The sequence below is a fragment of the Stackebrandtia nassauensis DSM 44728 genome (assembly GCF_000024545.1).
GTDB lineage: Bacteria > Actinomycetota > Actinomycetes > Mycobacteriales > Micromonosporaceae > Stackebrandtia > Stackebrandtia nassauensis.
In genome coordinates this window covers 4,207,859-4,220,506 of record NC_013947.1, presented here as the reverse complement: position 1 = coordinate 4,220,506, position 12,648 = coordinate 4,207,859, and the positions used below count along the sequence as shown (strand labels likewise).

Sequence of the window (12,648 nt, the reverse complement as noted above, 5' to 3'; positions counted from 1 at the left end):
GGATGGGCACTTACTTACAGGTTAGTAACCTGGGCAGAGCCTATCTGAAACATGTACGTGTGTCAATATCTCGTTTCTTTGTGCCGCAACGGCTGTCAGACGCTGGCGGCCCGGGACAGTGCGGCGGCGGCGTGACCGGCCTCGGCGATCTGGCTGGGCGGGAACTGGTCCCGCCACCAGGCCTGACCGGCTTCCGGCAGCGTGTGGATCGGGTCGTAGTACGGGTACTCGCGGGTGAGCGCGTCGGGGTCGGCGGCCTCGATGGAGGTGCGGTAGTTCTTGGTCCAGTACGAGATGCCGTGCTCGGCGTCGTAGCGGCCGACCTGGTGGACCCAGCGCTTGCCCACGAACGGGACGTCGCAGATGATGCGCGGGGTGGCGTAGCCGGGCAGGTAGCCCATGATGGCGGTCTGCAGGGCCTGCGCTTCGGACACCGAGGTGCGCCAGTGCTCGGAGTTGGGGATCATGTCGCACATGTAGAAGTAGTACGGCAGGATGTTGGCCTCGCCCTGGAGGGCGAAGCACAGGTCCAAAAGGGCCTCGGGGGAGTTGTTGACGCCGTTCATGAGTACGCCCTGGTTGCGGACGTCGCGCACTCCCGCGTCCAGCATCGCCCGCGCTGCCCGCGCCACCGTGGGTGTCAGCGACTGGACGTGGTTGACGTGGGTGTGGATGGCCAGGTTCACGCCGCGTTCGCGGGCGACGGTGGCCACCCGGCCCATGCCGTCGACGACGTCGTCCTGAAGCCAGTGCTGCGGCAGGCCCATCAGCGCCTTGGTGGCCAGCCGGATGTCGCGAATGGACTCGATCTCCAGCAGCCGGGAGATGAAGTTCTCCAGGTTCTTCCACGGGACGTTGGCCACGTCGCCGCCCGACACGACCACGTCGCGTACGCCCGGGTGGGACTGCAGGTACTCGATCATGGCGTCGTAGCGCGCCATCGGCTTGAGCTTGAGTTTCAGCTTGTCGATGGTGGGGGTGGAGTTGCCGACCAGGTCCATGCGGGTGCAGTGTCCACAGTACTGCGGGCAGGTGGACAAAAGCTCGGCCAGCACCTTGGTGGGGTAGCGGTGGGTCAGACCCTCGGCGACCCACATGTCGTGCTCGTGCAGCGAGTCGCGGGTGGCGTGCGGGTGCGAGGGCCAGTCGGTGCGGCGGTCGGAGAAGACCGGCAGCATGTAGCGGCGGATCGGGTCGGCGTAGTACGCCTCGGTCCACGAGCCCGGCGCGGTCGTCTCCAGCGTCGGCGCGATCGTGTTGAGCATCTGCGGCGGCAGCAGCATCGACATGGTGGCGCGCTTGTCGCCGTCGGCGGCCAGGTCGTCGTAGAAGGCGTCGTCGACCCGGTCACCCAGGACGCCGCGCAGCTGCGCCACATTCTTGACACAATGGACACGCTGCCACTGTGCGCTGGACCACTCCTCCTCGGTGACCTCGGCCCAGCCCGGGAAGCGTCGCCAGTCGGGCTCGACCAGGGGGGTGCGCTTGTATTCGTACGGCTGGCCCGTCAACTGGTGCGACATCGCGACCACCTTCGCTAGATTCCACTGCCTCCGCGAGACAATAGCGGAAGACTTCCATATGTCAAGGTACTCTGACGGAGATTTTTCGGCTATCCTCAGCCGAACCCCAAAGTAAAGGTGGAGGTGGACATGCCTGTCCCGTCCGGTTCGCCCATCGGCCTGCACCGGGTGCTGGAGCCCGTCGGAGTGCTGCCGCAGGCGGCGCTGCGCCTGGACGCCAGCCCCGAGATCCGGCCCGACGAGGTGCGGATACGTGTCGAGCGCCTCAATCTGGACGCGGCCTCGTACCGGCAGCTGCGCGAGGCGCACGACGGCGACGGAGCGGCCGTGCGTCGCGCGGTGCGCGAGATCATCGCCGAACGCGGCAAGATGCACAACCCGGTCACGGGCTCGGGCGGCATGCTCATCGGCACCGTCGAGGAGGCCGGACCGGAATCGCCGCTGGGGCTCAAGGCCGGGGACAAGGTCGCGACCCTGGTGTCGCTGACGCTGACCCCGCTGGCCATCCACGACGAGCTGGCCGACTGGGACGGCGGCTCCGAACAGGTTCCCTGCGACGGGCACGCCATCCTGTTCGCCCGCTCCATCGCCGCCGTTCTTCCCGAAGACCTGCCCGACACCGAGGCGCTTGCCGTCTTCGACGTGTGCGGCGCCCCCGCCATGACCGCCCGGGTGGTCGAGCGGCACCGCCGCGCCACCGGCAAGGCCCCGTCGGTGGCGGTACTGGGCGCGGCCGGAAAGAGCGGCACCCTGTCGCTGGCCGCCGCCCGCGACCGGGGCGCGGGCACCGCCGTGGGCATCGTCCGCACCGCCGCCGAGGCGAAGGCCCTGGCCGCGCGCGGACTCACCGACGAGATCGCCGTCGCCGACGCCACCGACGCGGTAGCCGTGTCGGCCGCCGTCCTGGACCGGCTGGCCGCCGCCGACGACCCCGGCGCCAACGACATGCTCACCGACGCCGAACGCCGCCAGATGATCACCGGCGCCGACATCACCGTCGTGTGCGTCGACGTGCCCGGCTGCGAACACGGCGCCATCCTGTCGACCGCCGAGGGCGGCACCGTCATCTTCTTCTCCATGGCCACCTCTTTCCCCACCGCCGCGCTGGGCGCCGAGGGACTGGCCGCCGACGTCGAGATGCTCATCGGCAACGGCTACACACCCGGGCACGCCGCCTACGCGCTCGACCTGGTGCGGTCCCACCCCGGCGCCCGCTCGGCGTTCAGCGCCCGGACATCGGCAGACTGACAGCCATGAACGCAACTCACACCACCCTGTACCGCGGCGGACACGTCCTCAGCCCCGCCTACCCGAACGCGACCGCGCTGGCGATCACCGACGGACGGGTCAGCTGGCTGGGAGTCGACGCCGACGCGCCCGCCGCCGACGAGACCGTCGAGCTGGACGGCTGCCTGGTCACCCCGGCCTTCGTCGACTCGCACGCGCACGTCACCGGCACCGGCAACGCGCTGTCGGGCCTGAACCTGGACGGCACCGGCTCGGCCACCGAGCTGCTGGACCGGGTCGCCGACGCCGCCAAGGCGACGTCGCAGCACGCGATCATCATGGGGCACGGTTTCGACGAGACCGAGTGGGACGACCCGGCGCTGCCCACCGGCGTCGAACTGGCGCGCGCGGTGGGTGGCCGTCGCGCCTACCTGTCGCGCACCTGCGGACACACCGGCATCGCCTCGGCGGCACTGCTGCTGGAGCGCCCCGACCTGGCCGAACTGGAAGGCTACGACGACTCCGGCGTGCTGACGCTGCACGCCCACAAGGCCGCCCGGGCAGCCGCGGCGGCCGCCATCCCCGACACCCAGCGCACCCAGGTGCAACGGGTGGCGCTCAAGCACGCGGCAAGTCTCGGCATCGCCGCGGTCGTCGAGTGCGGGATGGTGACCCCGGGTTCCAGCGTCGGCGAGGACGACTTCACCGGACTGCTGGCACTGGCCGCCTCCGGCGAGCCGCTGCCGCGCGTGTTCGGCTACTGGGGAGAGTTGTGCGCCGCCGCCAAGGCCCGGGAACTGGGCGCCCACGCCTGCGCCGGTGACCTGTCGGTGGACGGTTCGATCGGCGCCCACACCGCCGCCGTCACGCAGCCCTACGCCGACGCCGACACCACCGGCCACGCCTACCTGTCGGCCGAGGACGTCGAGCAGCACATCATCAACTGCTCCGGACAGGGCCTGCAGGGCGGGTTCCACGCCATCGGCGACCAGGCCATCCATAATGTCCTCACCGGCATCGCCGCCGCCGCGCAGACCGTGGGCCTGGAGGTCATCCGCAATGGACGCCACCGGGTCGAACACGCCGAGCTGCTCGACAAGCAGATGATCGCCGGGTTCGTCTCCTTCGGACTGTACGCGAGCGTGCAGCCGTCCTTCGACGCCCGCTGGGGAGGCACCGAGGCCATGTACGCGACCCGCCTGGGCGCCGAACGCTCACTGGCCGCCAACCCCTTCGGCTCGCTGGCCGGGGTCGGCGTCCCGCTGGCACTGGGCTCCGACAGCCCGGTCACGCCGCTGGACCCGTGGGGCGGAGTGCGCGCCGCGGTCAACCACCACAACCCATCGCAGCGGCTGTCGCCCACCGCCGCCTTCGCCGCCCACACCCGGGGCGGCTGGCGCGCCACCGGCGACGACGAGGCCGGGGTGCTGGCGCCCGGAGCGCCCGCGACCCTGGCGGTGTGGGACCACCGCCAGCCCGGGCTTCCCGACGTCGGCCCCGACTCGGTCAACCCGCGCTGCCGCCGCACCGTCCACAACGGCACGGTCATCTTCGACGAGGAGTAACAGGAATGAACCAACTGGCGCGGCTGCCGCTCGACGACGGCACCATCGACCGGGCTCGCAAACTCGCGCGGCGCGCGGGCCAGCCGGTCGTGGACATGGCCAAGAGCCACACCACCGTCGCCGTGGAGCGCACGGTGCTGCGGCTGGCGGGCCTGACCGGCGCCGACGGCGACGGCATCCCGTGGGTGAACCGGCTGGCCGACGCCGTCCGCTCCGATGTGGGCATCGAGCACGGCGTCGCGCTGCCGGTGTTCCACGCGCTGGTGTCCGAGGGCCACCACGACCTGACCATGTTGGCGCACAAGGCCGCCGCCGGTTCGCTGCACTTCTCCATCCCCACCGGCAAGGACGCCGAAGCCGCCAAGGAGGCCGCCCGCATCGCCGTGTCGGGCGGCATCGCCCGCATGGACGCCGCCCGCGCCCAGCGCGACCAGCTCATCGACGAGGTCGGCAACCCCAAGCAGCGTCCCTGGATCTACCTGATCGTGGCCACCGGCGACATCTACGAGGACATCCCGCAGGCACAGGCCGCCGCCCGGGCCGGAGCCGACGTCATCGCCGTCATCCGCTCCACCGGACAGTCCCTGTTGGACTACGTCCCCGAGGGCGCCACCCGCGAGGGCTTCGCCGGAACCTACGCCACCGGCGAGAACTTCCGGCTGATGCGCGCCGCCCTGGACGAGACCAGCCGGGAACTGGGCCGCTACATCCGGCTGTGCAACTACGCGTCCGGCCTGTGCATGCCCGAGATCGCGGCGCTGGCGGGCATGCACCGCTTGGACATGATGCTCAACGACTGCATGTACGGCATCCTGTTCCGCGACATCAACCCGATCCGCACCTTCGTGGACCAGCGGCTGTCGCGCCAGATCCACGCCCGCGCCGGGATCATCATCAACACCGGCGAGGACAACTACCTCACCACCGCCGACGCCGTGGAGGCCGCGCACACCGTCACGGTCTCGCAGCTGCTCAACGAGTACTTCGCCCACGAGGCGGGACTGCCGGACGAACTGCTGGGCCTGGGCCACGCCTTCGAGATCAACCCGGACCTGAAGGACTCGTTCCGGATGGAACTGGCCCACGCGATGCTGGCGCGGCAGCTGTTCCCCGACGCGCCGCTGAAGTGGATGCCGCCCACCCGGCACATGACCGGCGACGTCTTCAAGGGCAACCTGCTGGACGGCTTCTTCAACCTCGCCGGGGCCATGACCGGGCAGGGCATCCTGCTGGTGGGCATGATGACCGAGGCCGTGGTGACCCCGTGGCTGTCGGACCGCGACATCGCGCTGCAGAACGTCCGCTACGTCCTCAACGCCTGCGGCGGCCTCGTCGAGGACTTCCATCCACCGGCCGACGGCTTCATCGCCAACCGGGCCAGGTTCGTGCTGGACGAGGCCGTCGACCTGCTGGACAAGATCGTCGACGACGGCCTGCTCAACGCCATCGCCGACGGCACCTTCGGCATCATGAAACGCCCCGCCGACGCCGGTCGCGGCCTCGACGGCGTCGAGAAGCACGCCGAGGACTACTACAACCCGGCCACCGAACTGCTGGAAGCCGGACAGAAGGAGGCAGCGTGAGCAACATCGTCCGCCCCTACGGCGACACGACCGGCGACGGCATGGTGCAGATGTCGTTCACACTGCCGGTGAAGCACGACAAACGCGCCGAGGGCGCCGCCGCCCAGCTCGCGTCCAAAATGGGCATGGACCCGGCGATGGTGGTGCACGCGCAGCAGATGGGCGACTCGCACACCTTCTTCGTCGTGTACGGCAAGGTGAGCCACCTGGTGAACCTGGAGGACGTCAACGTCGTCGAACGCGACTATCCGCTGCTGGGCGCCAAGGAGGTCAACGCGATCGTCAAGGAGCGGCTGGGCCGCAAGCTCGTCGTGGTCGGCGCCTGTATCGGCACCGACGCCCACACCGTGGGCATCGACGCGATCCTCAACATCAAGGGCTTCGCGGGGGAGAAGGGCCTGGAGTACTACCGGGAGCTGCGGGTGCTCAACCTGGGCGCCCAGGTGGCGGTGCCGGACCTGGTCAACCGGGCCGTGGACGAGGAGGCCGACGCGGTGCTGGTCTCGCAGGTGGTGACGCAGCGGGACGCGCACCTGCACAACACCCGGGAGCTGTCGGCGGCGTTTCGGGAGGCGCTGCCGCCCGAGAAGCGGCCGCTGCTGATCATCGGCGGGCCGCGGTTCGACGAGACCATGGCCGACGAGCTGGGTGTCGACCGGATCTTCAGTCGGGGCACCACGCCCGCCGACGTCGCCAGCTACATCACCCACAAACTCATCACGTCGAAGGAACTCGTCGCATGAGCCGCGAAGGACTGACGGTCACGCACCGCCGGTACGTGCCATACAGCCACGCCCACTACGCGGGCAACCTCGTCGACGGCGCCTACGGGCTGGCCATGTTCGGCGACGTCGCCACCGAGGTGTGCGTCGTGGGCGACGGCGACGAGGGCCTGTTCGCGTCCTATTCGGACGTGCAGTTCAAGGCGCCGGTGCGGGCCGGGGACGTCGTGGAGGCCACCGCCGTGGTGACCCGGGTGGGCTCCCGCAGCCGCACCATCGACTTCACGCTGCGGGTCGTGTGCCGGGGCCGTCCCGATCGCGGGGAGTCGGCCGCCGAGGTGCTGGCCGAGCCGATCACGGCGACGACCGCCACCGGCACCGTCGTCGTACCGCCGAAGTCGTGACGAACGGTCGCGGCGACGGCGCGGCCGACGGTCCGACCGAGGCGCGGCCGGGCCGGGATCGCGGCGCCGCCGAGGTGATCGTGTGCGCTGACGTCGGCTCGACCTACACCAAGGTCGCCGCCGTGGACGCCGAGACCGGGCGGCTGTACGGCACCGCCGCCCACCGCACCACCATCGACACCGACGTCCTCGACGGCCTGGACGCCGCCCGCGAGCGGGTCGAGGCGGAGCTGCCGTCCGGGGCCAGCACCGAACTGCTGGTCTGTTCCTCGGCCGGTGGCGGCCTGCGGTTGGGCGTCATCGGCAACGAGCCGCTGGTCACCGCGACCGCCGCGCACCGGGCCGGGTTGTCGGCCGGGGCCCGGGTTGTCGCCATTATTTCGGGGTATATCGAAACCGAGGCAATCCGGAAACTCACCACCACCGCCCCGGACATCCTGCTGCTCGCCGGTGGTACCGACGGCGGCGACGCGACGGTCCTCATCGAACACGCGCACACGCTGGCGGCGGCGTCCGCATCGGACGAACGACTGCGGCTTCCCGTGGTGCTGGCCGGAAACACCGCCGCCGCCACCGAGGTCACCGCGATCCTCACCAAGGCCGGACTCCATGTGACCGCAGTGGACAACGTCCTGCCCCGCATCGGACAGCTCAACCCGGCACCGGCCAGAATCGCGCTGCGCGAGGCGTTCCTCAAACACGTCATCGCGGGCAAACACCTGTCGGACCGGGAATCCTTTGCCGCGCTGGTGCGTTCGGCCACTCCCGACGCCGTACTGTCCGGAGTGGAAGTGCTCGCCGAGTCCCACGGCGACCTGGTCGTCGTCGACGTCGGCGGCGCCACCACCGACGTGTACTCGGTGCTGACCCCCGACGCCGAACTGTCCGGCCCGCGTCGCGAGGTCGCCGGAACCGCGTGGCGCTCGCGCACCGTCGAAGGCGACCTCGGACTGCGGCACACCGCGCCGGGCATCGTGGCCGCCGCCGAGACCGAGGCGCTGCTGGAGCCCGGCGAGGCCGAGCCACTGCGCGAGGCCGCCGCCCGCCGAGCCGAGGCACCGTCCTGGCTGCCCGACACCGCCGCCGAGATCGCCGTCGACCTGCGGCTGACCCGGCTGGCCATCACCATCGCACTGCGGCGCCATGCCCGAGGGGAGCGTCTGGGCGGCCCACAGGCGCCGCTGCGGGGCGGAAAGGACCTGCGCCAGGTTTCATACGTCATCGGCTCCGGCGGCGTCCTGAGGAACCATGGCGCGGCCGCGGGCGAGGCCCTGCGGCAGGCCGTGTGCGGCGACACGGCGGGTGGTTATCCGCTGCCCGAAAATCCAGTGACGGTCATCGATACCTCCTACGTGCTCGGTGCCGCCGGGCTACTGGCGCACCACCACCCCGACCTGGCCGCGACACTCCTGGACCGCCATCTTTCCCATTCGGTCTGACCTGCGAAAACATAATTGGCACTGCCAATTTCTCGGACCCGGTTGACAGCCATAGGGGGGCAGGGATTACGGTTTCTAACGTCCAAGAGGGCGGGGCCCACAAGCTTCGTCCTTTTAAGTCGGGGGCGACTCGACTCGCTTTGCTCCTTCGCTGACTGGACAATCGGTGGCAACGCGGCCGCATTGCCGCCGGCGGCCAGGTCCAGGGCGCGGGGGTCGGCGGAGCGGTGCGGGGCGGTCGCCGTATGGCATCAGACATGATGGACACGCGTCACCAGTAGACAACAGCTTTGTGCCGGACAGCCTGTCGGTACGAAGTTGGTCCGAAGGCGGGGCGGAGAAATCGTGGCGGTGCCGGCCGTACAGGGACTGGGAGAACACCGTGCGAGGGGCGTGGCCGTGGCTACGCCCCTTTGCCGTGCCCGGACTTCTCACATCGCCACTTCCGAACCGCTGGCCACCGCGGTGCCATTTGCCCACTCGGGCCATGGATGTTCGACGCGCATGCGTCAGAATCGACGAGACCCCCTCGCGAGGAGACGCAGAATCCGTGACCACCACGATCACCGACGCCACCGACACGACGCCATCGGACGGGACTCCGTCGGCACCGCCGCCGGACCCCTGGTGGCGGGCGCCGGGCATCGGCGGGCCGCGACTGTCGTTCAGCGCCGCCGCGCTGGTCGCGCTGGCGTCCGGCGGGTTGCTGCTGTTGGCGTTCCCGCCGATCAACCTGTGGTTCATGGCGCCGCCCGCTGTCGCGCTGTTCGCGATCGCCTGTCACCGCCGCAAGTTCCGGGGCGGGCTGGGCATCGGCTTCTTGGCGGGGCTGGCGTTCTTCCTGCCGTTGTTGAGCTGGACCTCCACCCAGTTGGGTCCGTTTCCCTGGATCATGCTGTCGTTGTTGCAGGCGCTGTACTTCGGTTTCCTGGGCGCGGCCAGCGCCCTGTCGAGCCGCTTCGCCGACCGCTTCCGGGCCTGGTGGCCGCTGGCCGTCGGCGTGCTGTGGGTCGGGCAGGAGGCGCTGCGCGACCGGACGCCGTTCGGCGGTTTCCCGTGGGGACGGCTGGCCTTCAGCCAGGCCGACTCGCCGTTGGCGTCGTTCGCGTGGCTGGGCGGCGCCCCGCTGGTGACCTTCGCCGTCGCGGCCTGCGGCGGGCTGCTGGCGCTGGCGGCCTGGCGTAGCTGGCGTGGCGGCGTCGCCCCCACGGCTGCCGACGGCACGAACCGGCCGCTGGCGACCGCGGCCGACAACGACGGGGCCGGACTGCCGAGCGCGGTGGCCGACGGCCGCGCGACCCCGGCCCGGCCGCGAGCCGCCGACACCGGGCAGCGCCGCGTTGTCACCGCGGCGGCTCTCGTTGGCGCGGCTGTGCTGATCGTGCTCGCGGGGCTGGTGGTCCCGACGTGGACCACCGCGCCGTCCGGCGACAAGACCACCGTCGCGCTGGTGCAGGGCAACATCCCGCGCACCGGCGGCATCGACGTGTTCGAGCACAAGTTCCAGGTGCTGAAGAACCACGTCAAGGGCACGAAGAAGCTCGCCAAGGACATCAAGGCCAAGAAGGTCGACAAACCCGAACTGGTGGTGTGGGCCGAGAACTCCTCCGACATCGACCCGTTCTCCGACGCCGAGGCCGCCCGGCTGATCTCCAGCGCCGCCAAGGCCGTCGACGTTCCGATCCTGTTGGGGACACTGCAACGCGACGGCGACGGCATCCGCAACGTCTCGGTCGTGTGGGATCCCGAGAAGGGACCGGGTTTCACCTACACCAAACAGCACCCGGTGCCGTTCGCCGAGTACATCCCGATGAAACCCGCCGTTCGCGCGGTGGCCGGGCTCATCGACGAGCGGATGGTCGAGGGCATCGACCGGGTCAACGGCTTCACTCCCGGCGACAAACCCGGCGTCATCCCGGCGGCCGGTTTGACGGTGTCGGGCATCATCTGCTTCGAGGTCGCCTACGACGACCTGGTGCGCACCTCGGTGACCGAGGGCTCGCAGATCCTCGCGGTGCAGACCAACAACGCGTCGTTCAACAACGCCGAGGCCACCCAGCAGATGGCGATGGTGCGGCTGCGTTCGATCGAACACGGCCGCCCGGGACTCATGGTGTCCACAGTGGGTGTCTCAGGATTCACCGACGCTTCCGGAGCTGTTTACGATCAGACCTCCTTCAACACCTCCGCCGTTATCGTCCGAACTTTTAGTCTTGGTACGGGCGAAACACCTGCGACGAGGCTCGGTGAGATACCGGAGTTCGCCGCCTGTGTGGCGGCCGTGGGTGTCCTGGCCGCCGCCGTGGTGTTGCGTCGGCGCCGAACATCCGACACTTCCGGACCGGCCGTGGTGAAGGCCGGTGACACGTAGGCCGACACAGAAGGCGAGCACAGGTGACCGAGCAGCAGGCGAACCCAGGGTCCGAGGCCGAGGAGTATCCGGGCGCGGGGCGGGTGCTCGTGATCATCCCGACCTTCAACGAGAAGGAGAACATCCGCATCATCGTGGCGCGGGTGCGTGAATCGGTACCGCAGGTTCACATCCTCATCGCGGACGACAACAGCCCCGACGGCACCGGGGACATCGCCGACGAACTGTCGGCCGCCGACGGCAACGTCCACGTGCTGCACCGGCCGGGCAAAGGCGGCCTGGGGGCGGCCTATCTGGCCGGGTTCAACTGGGCCCGCGACCACGGCTACGACGTGGCCTGCGAGATGGACGCCGACGGGTCGCACGGCCCCGAGCAGCTGCACCGGCTGCTGGACCAGCTGTCGCACGCGGACGTCGTGCTGGGTTCGCGTTACATCCCCGGCGGCGAGGTCGTCAACTGGCCGTTCCACCGCCAGTTCCTGTCCCGGGGCGGCAACATCTACGTCCGGATGGTGCTGGGCATCCCGGTCAAGGACGCCACCGGCGGTTACCGGGCGTACCGGATGGCCGTATTGGACAAGATCACATCCGGGTGGACTCCACCGCGAGGGTATTGTTTTCAGATCGACCTGGCGTGGCGCGCCGTCAAGGCGGGTTTTCAGGTCGACGAAGTACCGATCACCTTTGTCGAACGCGAACGCGGCGAGTCCAAGATGAGCGGTTCCATTGCCAGGGAGGCCCTGTGGCGGGTCACCGGCTGGGGACTGCGACACCGTTTCCACCGCGTCGCGCGCCTGTTCACCGGAAAGGCTCGCAGCGACCGTGACCAGTCCGCACGAAGTACCGGGGCAACCACGTCGGCCGAGTTATCGTGCCCGGCTGACGTTCGCGATCTACGCGGCCGCCGAACTCGTCACGCTGTATCTGCTGTGGACGAGCATCGGGCCGTTGTGGACGATCCTGCTGTTCGGGGCCACCACGGTGTTGGGCATCGTCAGTCTCGGAGCGGTGGGCACCAAGGCGGCCCGCGACTACCGGGAGGCGGTGTCGCGCAACGAACCGCCCGGACCGGCGGCGATCTCGGGCACGATCGGCGTCGTCGGCGCGATCCTGTTGATCCTGCCGGGTTTCCTCACCGACGTGGTGGGGCTGCTGTGCGTCTTCCCGCCGACCCGGTTCCTGTGGCGGTCGCTGGTGACCCGGTTCGTGTCGAAGCGGATGGACTCGCCGTCGGTGTCGCGGCTGTTCGGCCCGCGCGTGGTCAACACCGGCTGGGGGACCCCCAAACCCGACGCGGCCCACGACCCGGACGCCGTCATCGACGGCGAGGTCCTGGACGGTGAGGTCGTCGACGTGACCGACGACAAACCCCGGCCGCAGCAAAACGGGCCCCGGCAGCTGCCAGACAGCCAGGACCCGTTAACGACCGTGTCGAGGTGAAGATCCGCGAGGGCCTATTCGCCCCGGCGCGCGCGCATCTCCGCCAGCCGCTCCTTGAGGATCTCCTCGAGTTCGTCGGTACTGCGGCGCTCCAGGAGCATGTCCCAGTGGGTGCGCGGCGGTTTGGCCTTCTTGCCCTCCGGCTCCTCACCGTCGACAAGCTTCGCCACCGTGCCGTCCAGGCGGCACTCCCAGGTCGCGGGGACCTCGGCCTCCACCGCGAACGGCACCTCGAAGCGGTGCCCCCGCGCACACACGAAATCGCGCGTCTGCCGCGGTGCCAATTCGGTGTTGCGGTCGGACTCGTAGCTGATCGCACCCAGCCTGCTACCGCGTAGCATCCGTTCGCTCATCGTCGTGGCCTTCCCCTCTTA

At 69.8% G+C, this 12,648-nt stretch carries 10 protein-coding genes and 1 pseudogene; 9 read left to right on the top strand and 2 right to left on the bottom strand.

The genetic code is table 11. The features are described 5' to 3' along the window. Positions 1 to 95: 95 nt before the first annotated feature. Positions 96 to 1,523, bottom strand: coding sequence for a KamA family radical SAM protein (locus SNAS_RS19495; RefSeq protein ID WP_013019176.1), 1,428 nt, complete (start codon positions 1,521 to 1,523; stop codon positions 96 to 98). A 129-nt stretch (positions 1,524 to 1,652) separates the two neighbouring features. Here SNAS_RS19495 and kdd point away from each other — a divergent pair, with 129 nt between their 5' ends. The 9 genes and pseudogenes from kdd (at position 1,653) to SNAS_RS33010 (ending at position 12,274) form a co-directional block, all read left to right on the top strand. Beyond that, positions 1,653 to 2,771: an L-erythro-3,5-diaminohexanoate dehydrogenase gene (gene kdd, locus SNAS_RS19490; RefSeq protein WP_013019175.1), complete on the top strand. Its 1,119-nt coding sequence runs from the start codon at positions 1,653 to 1,655 to the stop codon at positions 2,769 to 2,771. A 5-nt stretch (positions 2,772 to 2,776) separates the two neighbouring features. Then, complete coding sequence (locus tag SNAS_RS19485) at positions 2,777 to 4,315, top strand: amidohydrolase (RefSeq protein WP_013019174.1); 1,539 nt, start codon at positions 2,777 to 2,779, stop codon at positions 4,313 to 4,315. A gap of 5 nt (positions 4,316 to 4,320) precedes the next feature. Next, positions 4,321 to 5,898 carry a lysine 5,6-aminomutase subunit alpha gene (gene kamD, locus SNAS_RS19480; protein WP_013019173.1) on the top strand — a complete coding sequence of 526 codons (1,578 nt, stop codon included), beginning with the start codon at positions 4,321 to 4,323 and terminating at the stop codon, positions 5,896 to 5,898. Further along, positions 5,895 to 6,641, top strand: a complete 747-nt coding sequence (gene kamE, locus SNAS_RS19475) for a lysine 5,6-aminomutase subunit beta (RefSeq protein ID WP_013019172.1) — start codon at positions 5,895 to 5,897, stop codon at positions 6,639 to 6,641. The genes kamD and kamE overlap by 4 nt, the downstream gene beginning before the upstream one ends. Further along, a complete protein-coding gene (kal, locus tag SNAS_RS19470; protein ID WP_013019171.1) occupies positions 6,638 to 7,024 on the top strand; it encodes a 3-aminobutyryl-CoA ammonia lyase in 387 nt (128 codons plus the stop codon). The genes kamE and kal overlap by 4 nt, the downstream gene beginning before the upstream one ends. Positions 7,025 to 7,098: 74 nt before the next feature. Continuing rightward, positions 7,099 to 8,463 carry a glutamate mutase L gene (locus tag SNAS_RS19465; protein WP_013019170.1) on the top strand — a complete coding sequence of 455 codons (1,365 nt, stop codon included), beginning with the start codon at positions 7,099 to 7,101 and terminating at the stop codon, positions 8,461 to 8,463. Between the two features lie 550 nt (positions 8,464 to 9,013). Beyond that, positions 9,014 to 10,834 (top strand): apolipoprotein N-acyltransferase, encoded by a 1,821-nt coding sequence (lnt, locus tag SNAS_RS19460; RefSeq protein WP_013019169.1) that lies wholly within the window; start codon positions 9,014 to 9,016, stop codon positions 10,832 to 10,834. Positions 10,835 to 10,857: 23 nt separating this feature from the next. Further along, positions 10,858 to 11,643, top strand: a pseudogene (locus tag SNAS_RS37360) (polyprenol monophosphomannose synthase); the annotation flags it as partial. A 13-nt stretch (positions 11,644 to 11,656) separates the two neighbouring features. Next, on the top strand, positions 11,657 to 12,274 hold the full coding sequence (locus SNAS_RS33010; RefSeq protein ID WP_013019168.1) for an FxsA family protein: 618 nt from the start codon (positions 11,657 to 11,659) through the stop codon (positions 12,272 to 12,274). A gap of 14 nt (positions 12,275 to 12,288) precedes the next feature. Here the strand turns inward: SNAS_RS33010 and SNAS_RS19450 are convergent, their stop codons facing one another. Then, positions 12,289 to 12,627 carry an RNA polymerase-binding protein RbpA gene (locus tag SNAS_RS19450; RefSeq protein ID WP_013019167.1) on the bottom strand — a complete coding sequence of 113 codons (339 nt, stop codon included), beginning with the start codon at positions 12,625 to 12,627 and terminating at the stop codon, positions 12,289 to 12,291. Positions 12,628 to 12,648: the final 21 nt, after the last annotated feature.